This is a genomic window from Arthrobacter sp. Y3221159, from assembly GCF_059089885.1.
Genome location: NZ_JBNHFC010000032.1, coordinates 1 through 17,086 on the forward strand (window position 1 = coordinate 1; position 17,086 = coordinate 17,086).

The 17,086-nt window shown below is 66.5% G+C and carries 19 protein-coding genes, 1 pseudogene and 3 riboswitches; of the genes and pseudogenes, 8 read left to right on the forward strand and 12 right to left on the reverse strand.

Translation table 11 applies throughout. The features are described 5' to 3' along the window. From AC5RT3_RS19910 to AC5RT3_RS19925, 4 genes and pseudogenes are all read left to right on the forward strand, one after another. A pseudogene (locus AC5RT3_RS19910) lies at positions 1–401 on the forward strand (DUF3618 domain-containing protein); the annotation flags it as partial. A 104-nt stretch (positions 402–505) separates the two neighbouring features. Next, positions 506–1,717, forward strand: coding sequence for a YihY/virulence factor BrkB family protein (locus AC5RT3_RS19915; RefSeq protein WP_494125051.1), 1,212 nt, complete (start codon positions 506–508; stop codon positions 1,715–1,717). A 411-nt stretch (positions 1,718–2,128) separates the two neighbouring features. Further along, a complete protein-coding gene (locus tag AC5RT3_RS19920) occupies positions 2,129–2,386 on the forward strand; it encodes a hypothetical protein (protein ID WP_494053767.1) in 258 nt (85 codons plus the stop codon). Positions 2,387–2,509: 123 nt separating this feature from the next. Continuing rightward, positions 2,510–2,686, forward strand: a complete 177-nt coding sequence (locus AC5RT3_RS19925; RefSeq protein ID WP_494053766.1) for a CsbD family protein — start codon at positions 2,510–2,512, stop codon at positions 2,684–2,686. Positions 2,687–2,745: 59 nt separating this feature from the next. On the opposite strand, the gene AC5RT3_RS19930 is transcribed toward AC5RT3_RS19925, so the two are convergent. The 3 genes from AC5RT3_RS19930 to AC5RT3_RS19940 form a co-directional block, all read right to left on the reverse strand. Then, a complete protein-coding gene (locus AC5RT3_RS19930; protein WP_494053770.1) occupies positions 2,746–3,225 on the reverse strand; it encodes a Dps family protein in 480 nt (159 codons plus the stop codon). Positions 3,226–3,351: 126 nt separating this feature from the next. Then, positions 3,352–4,029 carry an O-methyltransferase gene (locus tag AC5RT3_RS19935; protein ID WP_494053765.1) on the reverse strand — a complete coding sequence of 226 codons (678 nt, stop codon included), beginning with the start codon at positions 4,027–4,029 and terminating at the stop codon, positions 3,352–3,354. 73 nt (positions 4,030–4,102) lie between these two features. Next, on the reverse strand, positions 4,103–4,426 hold the full coding sequence (locus AC5RT3_RS19940; RefSeq protein WP_494053764.1) for a thiamine-binding protein: 324 nt from the start codon (positions 4,424–4,426) through the stop codon (positions 4,103–4,105). A 121-nt stretch (positions 4,427–4,547) separates the two neighbouring features. Here AC5RT3_RS19940 and AC5RT3_RS19945 point away from each other — a divergent pair, with 121 nt between their 5' ends. Then, on the forward strand, positions 4,548–5,213 hold the full coding sequence (locus AC5RT3_RS19945; RefSeq protein ID WP_494053763.1) for a TetR/AcrR family transcriptional regulator: 666 nt from the start codon (positions 4,548–4,550) through the stop codon (positions 5,211–5,213). 187 nt (positions 5,214–5,400) lie between these two features. Further along, the gene (locus tag AC5RT3_RS19950) at positions 5,401–5,625 is read left to right on the forward strand and encodes a hypothetical protein (RefSeq protein ID WP_494010971.1); all 225 of its coding nucleotides are present in this window, start codon (positions 5,401–5,403) and stop codon (positions 5,623–5,625) included. A 95-nt stretch (positions 5,626–5,720) separates the two neighbouring features. Here AC5RT3_RS19950 and AC5RT3_RS19955 read toward each other — a convergent pair whose 3' ends face one another. The 6 genes from AC5RT3_RS19955 to AC5RT3_RS19980 all read right to left on the reverse strand — a co-directional run bounded on the left by AC5RT3_RS19955 (position 5,721) and on the right by AC5RT3_RS19980 (position 9,800). Continuing rightward, positions 5,721–5,936 (reverse strand): hypothetical protein, encoded by a 216-nt coding sequence (locus tag AC5RT3_RS19955; RefSeq protein ID WP_494053761.1) that lies wholly within the window; start codon positions 5,934–5,936, stop codon positions 5,721–5,723. A 65-nt stretch (positions 5,937–6,001) separates the two neighbouring features. Then, complete coding sequence (locus AC5RT3_RS19960; protein ID WP_494053760.1) at positions 6,002–6,256, reverse strand: hypothetical protein; 255 nt, start codon at positions 6,254–6,256, stop codon at positions 6,002–6,004. A gap of 114 nt (positions 6,257–6,370) precedes the next feature. Next, a complete protein-coding gene (locus AC5RT3_RS19965) occupies positions 6,371–6,682 on the reverse strand; it encodes an AzlD domain-containing protein (RefSeq protein WP_494053759.1) in 312 nt (103 codons plus the stop codon). Then, positions 6,679–7,461, reverse strand: coding sequence for an AzlC family ABC transporter permease (locus tag AC5RT3_RS19970; RefSeq protein WP_494053758.1), 783 nt, complete (start codon positions 7,459–7,461; stop codon positions 6,679–6,681). The genes AC5RT3_RS19965 and AC5RT3_RS19970 overlap by 4 nt, the downstream gene beginning before the upstream one ends. Positions 7,462–7,520: 59 nt before the next feature. Then, positions 7,521–8,894, reverse strand: a complete 1,374-nt coding sequence (locus tag AC5RT3_RS19975) for a CoA transferase (RefSeq protein WP_494053757.1) — start codon at positions 8,892–8,894, stop codon at positions 7,521–7,523. 6 nt (positions 8,895–8,900) lie between these two features. Beyond that, on the reverse strand, positions 8,901–9,800 hold the full coding sequence (locus AC5RT3_RS19980; protein WP_494053756.1) for a glycerophosphodiester phosphodiesterase: 900 nt from the start codon (positions 9,798–9,800) through the stop codon (positions 8,901–8,903). Between the two features lie 49 nt (positions 9,801–9,849). On the opposite strand from AC5RT3_RS19980, the gene AC5RT3_RS19985 reads away from it, so the two are divergent. After that, on the forward strand, positions 9,850–11,196 hold the full coding sequence (locus tag AC5RT3_RS19985; protein WP_494125052.1) for a DUF445 domain-containing protein: 1,347 nt from the start codon (positions 9,850–9,852) through the stop codon (positions 11,194–11,196). A gap of 27 nt (positions 11,197–11,223) precedes the next feature. Here the strand turns inward: AC5RT3_RS19985 and AC5RT3_RS19990 are convergent, their stop codons facing one another. The 3 genes from AC5RT3_RS19990 to AC5RT3_RS20000 form a co-directional block, all read right to left on the reverse strand. Further along, the gene (locus tag AC5RT3_RS19990) at positions 11,224–11,973 is read right to left on the reverse strand and encodes a LamB/YcsF family protein (protein WP_494053754.1); all 750 of its coding nucleotides are present in this window, start codon (positions 11,971–11,973) and stop codon (positions 11,224–11,226) included. Continuing rightward, on the reverse strand, positions 11,957–12,766 hold the full coding sequence (locus AC5RT3_RS19995; protein ID WP_494053753.1) for a hypothetical protein: 810 nt from the start codon (positions 12,764–12,766) through the stop codon (positions 11,957–11,959). The genes AC5RT3_RS19990 and AC5RT3_RS19995 overlap by 17 nt, the downstream gene beginning before the upstream one ends. 131 nt (positions 12,767–12,897) lie before the next feature. Continuing rightward, on the reverse strand, positions 12,898–14,433 hold the full coding sequence (locus AC5RT3_RS20000) for an amino acid permease (RefSeq protein ID WP_494053752.1): 1,536 nt from the start codon (positions 14,431–14,433) through the stop codon (positions 12,898–12,900). A gap of 48 nt (positions 14,434–14,481) precedes the next feature. Beyond that, positions 14,482–14,579, reverse strand: a riboswitch (glycine riboswitch). A 1-nt stretch (position 14,580) separates the two neighbouring features. Further along, positions 14,581–14,679: riboswitch (glycine riboswitch) on the reverse strand. A 231-nt stretch (positions 14,680–14,910) separates the two neighbouring features. Next, positions 14,911–15,011: riboswitch (glycine riboswitch) on the forward strand. Between the two features lie 160 nt (positions 15,012–15,171). Here AC5RT3_RS20000 and AC5RT3_RS20005 point away from each other — a divergent pair. After that, positions 15,172–17,086: aminomethyl-transferring glycine dehydrogenase (locus AC5RT3_RS20005; protein ID WP_494125053.1), on the forward strand; the 1,915-nt coding region annotated here is incomplete at its 3' end.

Genomic DNA, 17,086 nt, shown 5'->3' on the forward strand with positions numbered 1-17,086 from the left:
ACGGCGCCAAGGACAACGTCTCCGCCAAACTCTCCGATGCCGGCACCGCAATCTCCCAGGCACCGGACCAGGTCAAAGCCAAGGCACAGGGCAACCCCCTGGCCGCGGGCCTGATCGCCTTCGGCGCCGGAATGCTCGTGTCATCCCTGATCCCGCCGAGCCAGAAAGAACGCGAAGCCGCGGACCAGCTCAAAACCGCAGCCCAGCCCCTGGCCGGCAAGGTCACCGACGCCGCCAAGGACATGGTCCAGGACCTCAAGGAACCGGCCCAGGAAGCGATGGAAAACGTCAAAGCCACCGCAACCGACGCAGCCCAGGCAGTCAAAACCGAAGGCCAGCACGCAGCCACCGACGTCAAGGACCGCGCCACCGACGCCAAAACCAACGTCCAAAACACCTGATCCCAGGCCGCGGCAACGCAAGCCAACTGCACTCTATGACAGGCCGGCTCCGCCACCCGCGGAGCCGGCCTGTCCGTTTCAGCCCTTGATCGAGAGGACACATCATGGCCACTCACGACGCATCCGAAACCAGCACCGCCAAGACGGGGCAGGCACCGGATCCGAACGACTCCAGGAAGCCGGACAGCCCCAAGGACGTGGACAAGCCATCCTGGAAATACATACTCAAGAAGACCCTGCGCGAGTTCAGCAAAGACCAGTGCACTGATCTCGCTGCAGCGCTGACGTACTACGCCGTCCTGTCATTGTTCCCGGCCATCCTGGCCCTCGTGTCAGTGATCGGGCTCTTCGGCGATCCGGAAAAAACCACTAATGCCCTGCTGGAGATCGTCCGTGGTTTCGCCCCCGCCGAAACTGTCAATACGGTGGGCGGAGTGGTCGAGGACCTGGCCAATGCACCGGCGGCGGGGCTGACGCTGGTCATCGGCCTTGCCACCGCCCTGTGGTCTGCATCGGGCTACGTTAGTGCGTTTGGCCGGGCCATGAACCGGGTGTATGAGGTGGATGAGGGCCGGCCGTTCGTAAAGCTGCGCGGAACCATGCTGGTGGTCACCCTCCTGGCGATTGTCCTCATCGCGATCCTCGCCGGCATGCTGGTCCTGAGCGGTCCTGTCGCGGAGGCAGTGGGCGGCCTGATCGGATTGAGCGGCGTTTTCCTCGCGGTCTGGGACATCGCAAAATGGCCGGTGATGGTGGGACTTATCATCGTCATCATCGCGGTGCTCTACTACGCCACTCCCAATGTGAAACAGCCGAAGTTCAAGTGGATGAGCATCGGTTCGGGCATTGCCCTGTTCGTCTTCCTGCTCGCGTCCCTCGGCTTCGGGTTCTACGTGGGCAACTTCGGCAACTACAACAAGACGTACGGTGCCTTGGGCGGCGTGATCATCATGCTCCTGTGGCTCTGGATCCTGAACCTGTCCCTGCTGTTCGGCGCCGAGTTCGACGCCGAACTGGAACGCGGCCGCCAGCTGGAGGCCGGCATCAAGGCCGAAGAGACCATCCAGCTGCCCCCGCGGGACACCAAGAAGAGCGAAAAACTCCAGGCACAGGAGGAAGACGATATCCGGCATGGCCGTGAACTGCGTGAAAAGTACAGCGCCCAAAACGGCGGGAGCCCGGAAGATCCGGACACGAATGACAAGAACGGGCAACAGGACACGGAGCCGCACCGCGACCGGGTAAAGGACAAGGTGCGGGACCGCACTGAACATCGGGAGTCCCCGGGCGGCGAAGGAAACAGCAACAGGCAGTAGCAGCAGCTGCTACGCAGGGAGAGGTACAGTGTCCGGCGCAGGGCACTGTACCTCTCCTGTGTGCGGTGGCCTTTTGCATGCACCGCGCTCACGGCACCAACCGCAGGTACTAGGCAGGACCTCCAAGATGGGGGAAAATTAGAGGTAGGTCCAGTTGAAGATCCCGGGTTTAACAAGGGCCCGGGGCAAGGCGGGGCCGGCGGTGAGATGGCCTCCTCTGAGACCGAGGCCAGTCCCCCCAGTCGCCGTCGGCCCCCTCGATCCGCTCAGTGCCACCCCTTGGTTTCCGTGGCCTAACTGGACAAAGTTATCCGCACTGCAATACTTTCGTGATTACTCTGCTGGCCCGTTTGGTCCGGCAGGACCGCTGAAGCAGATACGGCGGCACACGGTCGACCCTAATGAGCGGACATGCCTGCTAACCACTTTGAAGAATTCCTTGCCGAAGCAGTTGTTCCCGACAGGGAGCCCGGCCTGGGCCTTGGACGCGACGAACTTTACGGCCTGTACACCAGCTGGTGCCTGATCCATAAGGCACAGCTCCAGCCGCCGGATGCCCTCTGGGTGGCCCTGGAGGACCACGGAATCAACCCGGACAGCAACAACCTGTCCATGACCGGGCCCGCCGCCGCCGACTACATCGTGGCCAGCGCACCACCGCTGGTCTGATCCTTCGATCCCCAAGTATCTGCAGGTCAAGGCGGAACAACCCCTGTTGGTGCGTCCCGAGTCTGGCTAGCATGGGATTATGGCTGGCGGCATCGCCGGCCACCAGCCGAAGGGAGCAATGCCATGGGTTTGGACGACAAGATCGACAACGCCGCAGAGAAGATGGGCGGCAAGGCCAAGGAGACCACTGGCCGGGCAACGGATGACGAAAGCCTCCGCACTGAGGGCAAGATGGACCAGACAAAGGCCGACCTGAAGCAGGCGGGCGAGAAGGTCAAGGACGCCTTCAAGAAGGACTAGGTCCACGTGAAAGGGTGCTGCCGCATGATGCGGCAGCACCCTTTTGCTGCGCCTGCAGACTAGTTCGCGGCCGGCTGGGTGACGGAAGCAGTGGGGGACATGGTTTCTGCGTTGACCATCCACGCCAGCTGTTCCAGCCGTTCGATGGCTGCGTGGAGCAGGTCGGCGCTGGTGGGGTCCTCGTCGTCGACGTCGTCATGAACGTCGCGCATCGTCTGCACCGCACGTTCCAGCCGGGCGGTGATCAGCTTGACGGCGTCCTTGGTGGACGTCAGGCCCTCGGGGAACTCGTCCAGCCGGTTGTCCGCGGAGACGGTGCCGCTGCGCCCGTCAGGCAGTGCGTGCATGGCCCGCATCCGTTCGGCAGTCTGGTCGGCGAAAAGCCGGGCCGCAGCGATGATTTCGTCAAGCTGCAGGTGCAGGTCGCGGAAGTTCGTGCCCACAAGGTTCCAGTGGGCCTGTTTTCCCTGCAGGTGCAGTTCAATCAGGTCGGTGAGGACCATCTGCAGGTTGCTGGCAAGGGTGGGAGACGCTTTCATCATGTACCTCCGATGCGGCCTGGCCGGCTGCCCTTCAGCCGGACACTAATTCTAAGCATACTTAGTAACAGGCCTGCGACTGCCCCTGCCAGGCCATGCTGCCGGGCCGTCAATGCTTAGCGGGGGCTAGCTGATCCTCGCGAGCGCGAAGCCGTCCCACCCCTTCGAGCCGACCGTCTGGATGACGGTGGCGTCCAGCCTCGGGTGCTCCCCCAGCAGCTTAAGGGCGTCCACGATGCCCGGGGCGTTCACGGGATCCAGGTCTGGATCCAGGATGGCACCCTCCCAGACGGTGTTGTCCAGGACCACAGTGGCACCGGGCCGGCCCAGGCGCACCGCCCAGTCCAGGTACCGGCTGTTGTTCTCCTTGTCTGCGTCGATGAAGATGAAGTCGAAAGGCTCCCGGCCCTCCTCTGCGAGCGCAGCCAGGGTTTCCAGCGCGGGTCCCAGGCGGATCTCCACCTTCTCGCCCAGGCCGGCATAATCGAGGTTGGCCCAGGCCACTTCCGCGTGCTTGGGCAGGAATTCGCACGTGACCACTGTGCCATCCTCGGGAAGCCCCCGCCCGATCCAGATGGTACTGAAGCCCGCGAGCGTACCGATTTCCAGGACGCGGCGGGCACCGGAGAGCTGGACCAGGAGCTTGAGCAGCTTTCCGGCATTCGGTGCAACCTCGATGGCAGGCATCCCCGCCTCCGCGGCGGAACTGATGGCCTGCTCTAGGGCCGGGTCCGGGTGGACCACCACACGTGTCAGGTACTCTTCAGCTGCCGTCCACTCCGGCCGGGGCTTATGCTCGAACATTGCCACAGTTTGGCACGGGCGGACTTGCTGGTCCAGAGAATAAGCAGGGCAAGTGGCCACCGGAAAAGATGACTCAGGAACCGTCCGCCAGGGCGTCCTCCAGGCGCTCCACCTTGGCGGTGAGCTCTCCTGTGTAACCGGGCCGGATGTCAGCTTTGATGACCAGGGAAACGCGGCTGCCGTACCGCCCCACCGCCTCGGTGGCGCGCTTGACGACGTCGAACACCTCATCCCATTCGCCTTCGATGGTGGTGAACATCGACTCCGTCTGGTTGGGAAGCCCCGACTCCCGGACGATCTTCACAGCAGCGGCAACGGCGTCGTGGACGGAAGCGTCATCCGGCCGGGAGCCTTCAGCAGGGGTGCCGGACGGGGCAACAGAAAACGCAAGCAACATGATGCCAGTCTGCCACGCCGTCCCGGCGGGCAACGGGCAGCGCGGGCGCCCCCGCCGTCACATAAGCTCCTACCCTTCAGTAACGGTGAAGGCGCGCAGTTGCGTTGCTAACCTTTTGGGCATGAGTCTCGCAGTCGCCCGCAAGCCCCTCCGCGCCGACGCAGCGCGGAACGTGGACAAGATCATTACGGCGGCGCGCCAGTGCTTCCGGGAGTTCGGTCCGGATGTACCCCTGCAGACCATCGCGGCCACGGCCGGCGTAGGCCCGGCCACCCTTTTCCGGAACTTCGCGGACAAGGAGGAGCTTGTCCTTGCGGCATTGAACCGGCAGCTTCGGCTCACCGTCGATCCCGTGATTGAGGGGGCGCTGGCCGATATCGATGCCGCCGCCGGCCTGTTCCGGGTGCTGGAGTCCCTTATGGATGCCTCCAGTGCCGACGCCAATCTGCTGGGCGCCGTGGCCGGCAGGCGCGAACTGCTCACCGGCATCGCCGGGTCCCTGATGGAATCCCTCAGCGTCCTGCTGGTGCGGGGGCAGGGGCAGGGAAGCCTGCGTCCCGACATCTCCATGACGGACATGTTCCGCCTGCTCGCCATGCTGATCAGCGTTGTGGACACCATGGAGCCGGGCTCCGACGCCTGGCGCCGTCCGCTGGCACTGGTGGAGGATGCCATCCGCACTGCCCGGCCGGCGCGCCCCCTGCCGCCGCATGTTCCAGTGCCTGCCGCCACAACCTCGCCCACGGCGCCCCTGATGGCCGCCCTTGGCGAACCCGGACTGGGGTAGGTTCCTGCCGGCAACGCACTTGGGCCGGCCACTTCCCGTGCAGCCGCCCCGGATTAGGGACCCATTGTGGGCGCCCACGTGGTGCAATACACTTCAAGAGGGTTACGCAGCCAGCCTCTGAACATCCCAGATGGAGCGACTCCATGAAGCAGTTCCTGCATTTCCGGCAGCCGATGGCCGCAGCGCGATGAACAGTTCAAAGCTCTCGCACTACCTCAACAATCCGCGCGATCCGGAAGAGGTCCTGCCCACATTGAGCGCGAATGAACTAGCGGACCTGCTGGACGCGCTGTACCAGAACCTTGACACGCCAGAACCCGAATTTGGCGCGCAGGCCTGGTACGACATGGCCGTCGAAGAAAGCTGCCGCCGGGCCGCGCTGCCGGACGGCGCCGCCCACGGAGTGGCATAGCAAGCCGGAATCATCTTCGTTCCGGCTGGATCAAGACCCTCCCCCACAAAGCAGTTCCTGCTGGCCACGGCATGATGCCGGGGGCCGCGCCGCGCCTATTCCTGCCCGGTGCCCGGCCCGCGATCCCCGCGGTGTTCGTTGGGCACATGGTCCTTCGCTTCGATGAGATGCTGCTGAAGCTTCTCCTCGGCGTCCCGGCGGCGCTTCGCCGTATCCCGCATGTCCCTGGTGGACTGGGAGCCGCGGGGATCACGGTAGCCTGGACGGCGCCTGCCGGGCTGCTCCCCCGCGGGCTGTGACTCTACGTTCATTCCGGTTCCTCCTTTGGCCGCCCGTCAGGACCTACCGCATTCGGTCCCTGGTGCCCGGCAGTGGGTCAACCGCTGGCCGCGTCCCCCCTCTTGCGGATCTCCCGCCGTACCAGGGCCTGCAGCGCGGGAACCGGCGACGACGGATCCGCCGTCAGGCCGGCGCTCAGCCTCTCGGCCAGCAACTCCAGATCCTCCGGCGGGACGTCGGACAGGGCAGCAAATCGTGTGTAGAAGCGTTTGGCAGGAAGCCCCGCCCGCCGTCGGGCATCTTTTCGGGGCCGGCCGGCTCTTTCTCCGGCAGCGTGCAGCTGATTGTCCATGGTCCCCGTTCACAGAAAATTCCGTGGCCGACTGCATAGCCGCTCCCATAGTACAGCCGGGGACTGTCATCGGAAGTGACCCACGTCACCCAGGCGCGGCTCCGCGGCGGACGGTCAACTCCAGCCCAGCAACCTCAGCAGTGCCGCCGTTCCCGCTCCGGCGAGAACCACCACCAGGAAAGGGGCACGCAGCGCCAGGGCCACGGCGGCAGCGGCCAGCGCGCCGAGCCGTGCGTCGGCGGCCAGCGACTGGCCCGATGCCACGGCATTCACCACGGTGAGGGAGGCGAGCAGCCCGATGGTCATGGTTCCTGCTATGCGCGACATTCGCGGATCCTCCAGGAAGCGGGCCGGCACCAGGTAGCCCACCAGTTTCCAGGCATAGGCCAGGGCACAGGCCACCAGCAGCCAGAACCAGAGGCTCATGCGCCTGCTCCCGGAACAGGCCCGTGGTGGCCGCCGTCATGTTTTCCTCCGTGGCCCCCATCATGCCGGTGGCGCTCCCGGTAAGGATCCACGTCGGGTTCGAGGCCCTCGTCACTGCGCCCGTGGCTGAACCAGCCGATGGCTGCCGCTACGACGGCGGCCACCAGGATGGGCACGCCCGCGGGCACGAACGGAACGGCGATGACCGTGGCCACGGCGCACACCACAGCAATGGCCACGGGTTCGCGACCTTTGAGCCTCGGCCAGAGCAAGGCCAGGAAGGCGGCCACCGCGGCGCCGTCAAGGCCCCATTGCCTGGGGTCCCCGAGCGCCGCGCCGGCAAGGGCGCCTACGGCGGTAAACAGGTTCCACAGCACGTAGATCCCGATGCCGGCTGCCCAGAATCCGCGGCGCTGCTCTTCCGGATCAGTTTGTCCTGTGCTGGTGGCCGTCGATTCGTCGATGGTCAGCTGGGCGCCAACGTATTTCCGCCAACCGGTGGGCCTGAGCAGCGCGTTCAGCTGCATCCCGTAGATGCCGTTGCGGACGCCCAGCAGCGTTGCCGCGCTCATCGCCGCGATGCCGGAGCCGCCGCCTCCCACCACGCCGATGAACGCGAACTGTGAGCCGCCGCTGAAGAGCAGGAGGCTCAGGGCCATGGTCTGCCAGAAATTGAGCCCGGAGGTGACGGACAGCGCCCCGAAGGACACCCCGTACAGCCCGGTGGCGATGCTGATGGAGATACCCACCCGGACGGCCGGTGATCCCAGGAGAAGCATGGTCCAACTCAATCACAAGGAGGACGGGCGTCTGAAACCGGTCTGGAGCCGCTGGTGGGTCAGGCCCAGGCCAGCCCGGAGCTGCCGTAGGGGGGTGGCGGATTGCGGTAGTCGAGCGGCAGCCCGTCCAGCAGCAGCGGAGGCGGGACGTACCGGAGCTCCCCGAAGGAGCTGTCCATGGTCCGGTAGTCCGGCGGCGCGAGTCCTGCTGCTGCTTCGTGTGTTCCGGCTAGGGAGAACAGTTCCCCCGCGGTCCTCGCCAGCGACAGCCGGGCGGTTCCACCCAGGCCGGTACGACGGCGGCCGGCAAGGAGCGTGACTGCTGCGGCTGCCGCTCCGTACCCGGTGGCGTGGTCCAGCGCCTGGACGGGCAGGGCACCCGGGTGCCAGCCGCCGTCGTCCGTCTCCTGGCCGTAGAGGTCTGCAATCCCCGCGGCCGCCTGCACGATGCTGTCGAAGCCTCGCAGGCTGCTCCACGGCCCTGTTGCACCCCAGCTGTTCAGCGTGACCACGGCCAGCCCGGGGCGGGCCTCCAGCAGGGCACCGGTACCCAGCCCGAACCGGTCCAGCGCCCCCTTCCGGTAGCCGGTGACCACCACGTCGGCAGCTGCAATGAGGTCCCGCAGCCGGCTTTGGTTTTCGGGGCGGCCGAGGTCCGCCTCCGCACTGCGTTTGTCGAAACAGGTGTCCACGAACTGGTCGGACAGTTCGGGCAGCCGGGGCGGGTCGATCCTCAGGACGTCCGCGCCGAGCGCAGCCAGGAGCCGGGTGGCAACGGGACCGGCGATGACCCTGGTGAGGTCCAGGACGCGGACGCCGGCCAGCGGGCGTGCCCCGGTGCCGGCGCCAGCGGGTGGAGGACCTGCGCCAGCGGGTGGAGGACCTGCCGGAACCGCTTCCGGCCCCGGCATACCGGCCAGGCCCATCCCTGTGGTTTCGCCGTCGGAGGAAGTCAGGGAAATCCAGGGACCGGAACCGGCAGCCTCTCCCATCGGGGAGGCCAGCCACGCGCTGCGCGTCCGGACGGCAGCGGCAATCCCGCCCGCTGCCTGGATTGCCGCCTCCGCCTCAAGGGAAGCCATGGTCCGGAGCGCGGCATCCACCCCGGCAGGCGAGCGCGCGCCAAGGGCCTGCAGCAGGCGCTGCTCGTGGTGCGGGTAGTTGGCGTGCAGCCGGATCCAGCCGTCCTTCGTCCGCCGGAACCCGGACAACGGGGCAAACCCCTGCAGCTTCCGCCCGGCGATCCGCAGATGCCCGGACGAATCGAAGGCGGCGGCGGTCAGTGCCGGTGTGGTGGAGAACCTTGGGCGTCCACCGGTGTACTGGGTCAAGGCTGCCGCTGCGGCGGAGACGGCGCCCAGGGCGAGGCCCTCCACGTCCAGCGGCCCGGCCCACCAGCGGCGGGGACCGACGTCGTCCGGCTGTTTGCCCACGGCCGCCTACCGTCCCTGCGTCGAAGCCATCTGGAGCTGGCTCAGGACCCGGGCGGGCACATTGGTGGTGATTTCGTGGATCCCGAGTTCCTGGCAGAGGGCCACATCTTCCGGGGAGTCCACCGTCCACACGCGGAACCGCCGGCCGGAGCCGAGCCAGCGCTGGACGGTAGCCGGATGCCCGCGGACGTAATCGATGCCCGGCCCCGCCAGCCCTGCCAGGCGGCCGTCCAGGATCCGCTCGCCTTCCAGCTGCGTGGCTTTCATCAAGTTGGCAATGGCTCCGCCGGTGATCGGGCCCAGGCCAAGCCCGCCGCGGATTTCGTGGATATTGATGTCGTCCACCAGTTGGCAGACGTATTGCGCCGGGACGGACCGGAGCAGGTGCCGGACCGAGTCCGGGCTGAAGCTCATGAAAGTCACCGCCACGTTGTCCACGGTGGAGCCGGCGGGATCCCAGCCCTCCCGGCGCAGCAGCTCCAGGACCCTGTCCTCAAGCTTCAGCTGGTAGGGGCTGGGATGCTTCAGTTCGATGGCGAGCCTGACCGGCCGCCCGGCTCCCCGAAGAATGTCCAGCAGTTCGGGCAGGGTCAGGAACTGTGCCGACCGGGCACCGTACGCCTCCGGGATACGCACGCCCTTCCATGACGAGAAATCGAGGTGCCGCAGTTCGCGCAGTGTCCGCTCGGCCACCGGCCCCGTGCCGTCCGAGGTGCGGTCAAGGTTGGCGTCATGCAGCAGGACAACATGCTGGTCGCGGGTGAGGTGGACATCGCACTCCACGCCGTCCGCCCCGTCCGCCAGTGCCTGCAGGTAGGCGGCCCGTGTATGTTCGGCGAAGGCGGCGCTCGCGCCGCGGTGCGCAAAGACCAGCGGCCTCTTCGGCAGTGGCTCCTCAAACCTCATGCAGACACGGTAGCCGACCGCGCCGCCACTGCGGGGCTAGGCTTGGCATATGCAGGTGAACTCTGAGCCAACTACCCAGGAAGCCCCGCCCCAGCCCGCTCGCCCGGTGCCGGACCACGCCCACGCGGCCGCCGCCGTCGGCCGCCGGCTTGGTGACGGTGATGCCGAAAAGGCGGCAGCGCTGCGGAAAATGAAGCTTGTGGCCCTGGGCCTGCTGATCGCCATGGCCGTTGTTTTTGTTGTCGCCTTCGCGCTGCAGGACGAGTATCCCTGGCTGCAGTATGTGCGGGCGGCCGCGGAGGGCGGCATGGTGGGCGCCCTGGCCGACTGGTTCGCCGTGACGGCGCTGTTCAAGTACCCGATGGGCATCAAGATCCCGCACACCGCGATCATTCCGCGGCGGAAGGACCAGATCGGCGCCTCGCTGGGCGAGTTTGTGGAAACCAACTTCCTGTCCGAACAGGTGGTCCATGAGAAGCTTGCCAGCGTCAACATCGCCCGCCGGGCCGGCGAATGGCTCGCCACGCCTGCAGGCGCCGAGCGGGTGGCCAAGGAAGGCGCGGCGCTCATCCGCGGCGCGTTCAAGGTCCTCAACGACGACGACGTCCAGGCGGTCATCGAGGGAATGGTGCGCAAGCATCTGCTCACTCCGCCGTGGGGACCTCCGGTGGGCAAGATGGCGGAGCGGATCTTCCACGACGGGCACCACCACAAGCTCGTTGACCTGCTGGTGGACCGGGCAGCTGACTGGGTCAGCGAGAATCACCAGACGGTGAGCCGGCTGGTCTCCGACCGCTCCCCCACCTGGGTTCCGCAGTTCGTGGACGGGCTCGTGGGAGACAAGGTGTACATCGAATTCCTCAAATTTGTCCGGGCAGTGCAGACGGACCCGAACCACCAGGTCCGTCAGTCGATCGACAAGTACTTGAACGACCTCGCCCAGGACCTGCAGCACGATCCTGCGATGATCGCCCGAGCTGAGGACATCAAGGCCCAGGTCCTGGGGGACCCTGAGGTCCGCGAACTGGCCTCCCGAACCTGGGGAACGGTGAAGAACGCCCTGCTGGGTGCCGTGGACGATCCCGACAGCGACCTGACCATCAAGTTCAAGGCCGCGGTCCGGGACTTCGGTTCCCGCCTGGTCAGCGATCCCGAGCTTGCCGGCAAGGTCAACGCCTGGATCGGCGACGCCGCCGGGTATCTGGTGCGCACCTACCGCTCGGACATTGCCGGGGTCATCACGGATACCGTGGCGCGCTGGGACGCCGAGGAGACGTCGCAGAAAATCGAGCTCCAGGTGGGCAAGGACCTGCAGTTCATCCGGATCAACGGCACCGTGGTGGGGTCGCTGGCCGGGCTGGCGATCTTCACGGTGGCCCACCTGGTCTTTGGCTGAGCGCCGCTGCCGGCCAGGGGCGGACGTTTAGGCGAAGGACTCCAGCTCAATCCCGGCAGCAACCAGGCCTGCCCGCACTCCCGCGGCCATCTCCACGGCGCCCGGAGTATCGCCGTGGATGCACAGCGAATCGGGCCGAACCTGAACCACGGTGCCGTCAACGGCCACCACTTCGCCCTTGGTGGCCAGCCGGACCGCCCGCTCCACCACCGCATCGACGTCGTGCAGGACGGCGCCATCCTGCGAGCGGGGGAGCAAAGTTCCGTCGGCCTGGTAGGCGCGGTCCGCGAAGGCTTCAACGAACACCGGGTGGCCGGCCTTCTGTGCCTGCTTCAGCAGCTCCGAGCCCGGCAGCCCCAGGATGGGCAGTCCGGGGTCGTAGGCGTTGACGGCCGCCACCACGGCCTCGGCCTGTCCGGCATCATGCACCAGCCGGTTGTACAGCGCCCCGTGGGGCTTCACGTAGTCCACGGAGGCACCCACGGCGTGCGCGACGCCGTCGAGCGCTCCCAGCTGGTACAGCACATCGCCGAACAGCTCATCGAAACTGGCATCCAGCGATCGCCGGCCGAAGCCTGCCAGGTCCCGGTACCCCACGTGCGCACCGACAGTGACGTCGAGCTCGTAGGCTGCCCGGCAGCTGTCCAACATGGTGATGGGGTCGCCGGCGTGGAACCCGCAGGCCACGTTGGCGCTGGTCACCAGCTGGAACATCGCGGCGTCGTGCCCCATCTTCCAGGAGCCGAATGATTCGCCGAGGTCAGCGTTGAGATCCAAAGGTGTTGCCTTCCAGCGTCTGCTTGTCGGGAGCTGCGGCGGCCTTCAGCTCCCCGGGGATGGTGTCCGGCATGGGTCCGAACGCTTCCTTGGCGTTCGACACCACGGCGCGGCCCATCATGAGGTTACCCGCTCCGCCCACCACCGCCCCGATCCCGAAGGGCAGGGCCCTTCCAAACAGCGCCGTGCCCTGGCGTTTGAGCAGGTTCTTGAGGAAAGCCTTCTGGATCCGGCTCCGGATGCTGCTGAACCCCGGCATCGGCATCGATTTGGACAGCATGCTGCCCCAGGCCTGGGTGGCGTTCGCGCCTTTGCCCGCAACCTGCCCGCTGAGCGCCCCGAGGAGGGACGTCCCCTCCTCGCCGAGCATGATGGCCATGACCATGGTGCTGGCCTTCTCCGGGTTGGTCAGCCGGATGCCATGGAGTTCGGCCAGTGAAGTGGCATACAGGGCTGTCGCTTCCAGGAATCCGACAGTGGCTGCCGCCGAAAGTCCCAGCGACGCCACCGTTCCCACGCCGGGCACCGCGGCGGTGGCACCCACCACCGCCCCGCCGCCCGTGACGGCACGCAGGTAGTCGCGCTCCAAAATGTCGGCCAGCTGGGCGGCGGTGGCACGCGGATGCTTCTTCTGCAACCGCCGGAGATAGGCCACCACGAACGGGCGCTGGATTTCCACCGCCTTCAGCAGCATGTTGTGGACACCGGGCTTGGGGTTGCCCTCAGCGTCGAACACCGCGTTGTGGGCGGTTTCCTGTGCGATTCGTACTGCGGGATTGCTGCGCCTGGCCATGATCACCTCATTCAAATCGACCTGCAGCGGGAAGGCTGCCGTGCTCCTCCATCCTAAGTGGATAAACACTAAGCATGCTTAACTTCGGCGCCTTGGCCTGCCGCCGCCCGGTGGGGTCCGCCGGCGTCCGCTCACTTCCTTGCCTGCTCTTTCTCGGCCAGGCCGGTGCCGGTGCTTCCGCCGGCCGCAGCCTCGTCAGCCCGCAGCTCGGCCTTGAACACCTCGAACCGGGCGAGGTGCGCGGGCCGGCGCCGCAGGACTGCCCATGCCGCACCCAGGACCACGAACCAGGCGGGGGTGGCCAGCAGGGCGGCGAGGGTGTCGGCCTGGGTGGTCAGCGCCCAGAGGACGAAGGCGAAGAACGCGAAGACCGCCCACACAACGGGAACGCCGCCGGGCATCTTGAACTTCGAGGCTGCATGCAGGTGCGGGCGGCGGCGCCGGAACGCCAGATAGCTGGCCAGGATCATGGACCAGACGAAGATGAAGCACACTGCGGACACGGTGGTGACCATTTCGAAGGCCTTGCCGACGTCCTGGCCTGCGTACATGAGCACGACGCCGGAGAGCAGCAGCACGCACGACAGGAACAGCGCGTTGCTGGGTACCTTCTTCGGCGACAGCCGGGCGAAGACGCCCGGCGCATCCCCCTCCTGGGCCAGGCCGAACACCATCCGGGAGGTGGAGTAGATGCCGGAGTTTGCGGAGGACATGGCGGAGGTCAGGACCACCAGATTGACCACGGTGGCGGCGGCGCCCAGTCCGGCCAGGGAGAACATGCCAATGAACGGGCTGTGTCCGGCGGCGAACTGGGTCCACGGGGTGACGGACATCAGGATGATCAGCGCGCCGACGTAGAACAGCAGGACGCGGACGGGGATGGCGTTGATGGCCCTCGGCAGATTCCGCTCCGGGTTCTTGGCTTCCGCCGCCGTGGTGCCCACAAGCTCGATGCCCACGAAGGCGAAGACGGCGATCTGGAATCCGGCCACGAAGCCCATGAATTCATTGGGGAAGAAGCCGCCGTGGCTCCACAGGTTGCTGAAGCCGGCCGTTCCGGCGTCGCTCTGGAAGCCGGTGAAGATCATGAACAGGCCGACGATGATCAGAGCGGCGATGGCGATGATCTTGATCAGGGCGAACCAGAATTCGGTTTCGCCGAAGGCCTTGACTGTGGCGAGGTTCAGCAGGAGCAGGATGGCGACGGTGGCCAGCCCTGGGATCCACAGCGGCAGTGCCGGCCAGAGCTCCCGGGAGTAGCCCGCGATGGCGATGACGTCCGCGATCCCGGTGATCACCCAGCAGAACCAGTAGGTCCAACCGGTGAAGAAGCCTGCCCACGGCCCCAGGAGGTCGGCCGCGAAGTCGCTGAAGGATTTGTAGTTCAGGTTGCTCAGCAGCAGTTCGCCCATGGCGCGCATAACAAAGAACAGCATGAAGCCGATGACCATGTACACGAAGATCACGGAAGGGCCCGCGGCGGAGATGGTCTTTCCGGAGCCCATGAAGAGGCCGGTACCGATTGCGCCGCCGATGGCGATGAGCTGGATGTGCCGGTTGCTGAGCTGGCGTTCGAGGTGGGGAGGTTCGCTGTGTGCGGCCTTGCCGGAAGGGGAAGCGCCGTGGGGTGGCTGGCCGCCCGGGGACGCGGGGGGATGAATCGTCATGAGGAACTCCATCGTTCAAGCAGCACCGGATGCTGCATAGATTCGGTTCCTCCCCGCTCTGTACATGACCTGAGAGTTTCCGCAGCCGTAAAGGCGTGCTTGCACCGTCGGTGAGCCGGGACCTGCCCGGCTGCTTTCCAGAGTTGCCTTTCCGCGGCGGTACATGGGCCTGAGAGTTTCCTGGGGAGGGTTTGCTCCTACGGCGCCTGCTGGATGTACCTGGCAGGGCTCTCCCGCCACAGGTCAAAGGCATGTTCAGTTAGAAAAAGTTGCTTCGCATGGACCGCTGCCGGCAGGCCGCCCCGAATCGGTGGAGCCGGTCCGGCACGGCGCCGGTCAGGTTCAGTGTGGTTCCGGTCACGCAGCATTGTCAAACCCCCAACCAGGAATCCGGGGGCGTGGCAGGCGCCGATTTGCCACGAGCAGGCAAGGCCGTGTACCTTGTGAGCCGAATCACCCACATTTGAATAAGCCTTTCGAGCTGTGACGGGAGAGCTCTCCCGGACAACCACCGGACAGGCGCCGTAGGAGCAAATCCTCCCCAGGAATCTCTCAGGCCCATGTACCGTCACAGCGAGGCGACTCTGGAAAGCAGCCCGGCTTCCTGCCGGACTCACCGACGGTGCAAGAGTGCCCTGCCATGAGCAGGTGTCCTCGGAATCTCTCAGGTCCAATACAGAGCGGGGAGGAACCCATCCATGCCGTGCCATCCGTGGCCGGCCAGACCTGGAGTTCCTCATGACGATTCAATCCAACCCATCGGCCTTCGCCGACCGCCATATCGGCGTGCGCCGCCAGGCCGACGTCGACACCATGCTCAAGGCCATCGGCTACGACAGCGTGGACGGGCTCGTGGACGTTGCCGTTCCGGGATCCATCCGCCAGGAGCACGTGCTCCGGCTTGAGGACGCCCTCAGCGAGGTGGAGGTCCTCGCCGAACTGCGCAGGCTTGCGGCCAGGAACAAGACCGCGGTCCAGATGATCGGCCAAGGCTATTACGACACCGTGACGCCGCCGGTGATCCGCCGCAACATCCTGGAGTCCCCGGCCTGGTACACCGCCTATACCCCGTACCAGCCTGAGATTTCGCAGGGCCGGCTTGAAGCCCTGCTGAACTTCCAGACCATGGTCCAGGACCTGACCGCCCTTCCGGTGGCGAACGCGTCCCTTCTGGATGAAGCCACGGCGGTGGCCGAGGCCGTCCTGCTGATGCGCCGGGCCAACAAGAACAAGGACGCCAAGGACGGCAAGACGGTCCTGGATTCCGATTGCCTGCCGCAGACCATCGCCATCGTGCAGGGGCGGGCCGAGGCCCTGGGCTTCGACGTGGAGGTCGCGGATCTCTCCAAGGGGCTTCCCGACGGCGCCATCAACGGCATAGTCCTCCAGCAGCCCGGCGTGTCCGGCCGTGTCTGGGACCAGTCCGCGGTCATCACGGCGGCTAAGGAACGCGGCGCGCTTGTCACCGTCGCTGCCGACCTCCTCGCCCTGACCCTGATCACCCCGCCCGGAGAACAGGGCGCCGATATCGCCGTCGGCTCCACCCAGCGCTTCGGCGTGCCGCTGTTCTTCGGCGGCCCGCACGCTGCCTACATGGCGGTCCGGACCGGGATGGAACGCACGCTTCCCGGCCGCATCGTGGGCGTCTCCAAGGACGACGCCGGTGCCCCCGCCTACCGCCTTGCCCTGCAGACCCGCGAGCAGCACATCCGCCGCGAGAAGGCCACGTCCAACATCTGCACCGCCCAGGCGCTGCTGGCCATCGTCTCCTCCTTCTACGCCGTCTACCACGGACCGGACGGGCTGAAGGCCATCGCGGAGCGGGTCAACCACAACGCGCGGATCCTCGCCACTGCGCTTGGCGCCGTGGGCCGGGAGCTCGTCACCGATTCGTTCTTTGACACCCTCACCGTCCGCGTGCCGGGCAAGGCCCGCAAGGTCCTCACCGCCGCCGAAGCACGTGGGATCAACCTGCGCCTGATCGACGAGGACACCGTGGGTGTCTCCATTGATGAGACGACGACGGCGGCGACACTTTCCGCCGTTGCCGTCGCCTTTGGCGCCGGTCCCGTCGGGGACGCGAAGGGGTTCGAACTGCCCGCAACCGTGCTCCGCACCTCGGACTTCCTGCAGCATCCGGTGTTCAACACCCACCGGTCCGAAACCCAGCTGCTGCGCTACATCCGCAGGCTCTCTGACCGTGACCTGGCGCTGGACCGGACCATGATTCCGTTGGGCTCGTGCACCATGAAGCTGAACGCCACGGCCGAGATGGAGGCCATTTCGTGGCCGGAGTTCGCCTCGATCCACCCGTTCGCCCCGGATTCGCAGACTGAGGGCTGGCGGGAACTGATCGCGGGCCTGGAGGCGGACCTGGCCGAGATCACCGGTTATGACCAGGTGTCCATCCAGCCCAACGCCGGGTCCCAGGGCGAGCTCGCCGGCCTGCTGGCGATCCGTGGCTACCACCGTTCCCGCGGCGAGGGCCAGCGCAACATCTGCCTGATCCCGGCCTCGGCGCACGGCACCAACGCCGCGTCCGCGGTGCTCGCGGGCATGAAGGTCGTGGTCGTGGCCACCGCCGCCGACGGCACGATCGACCACGCGGACCTGTACGCGAAGATCGAGGCCCACAAGGACGCACTGTCGGCGA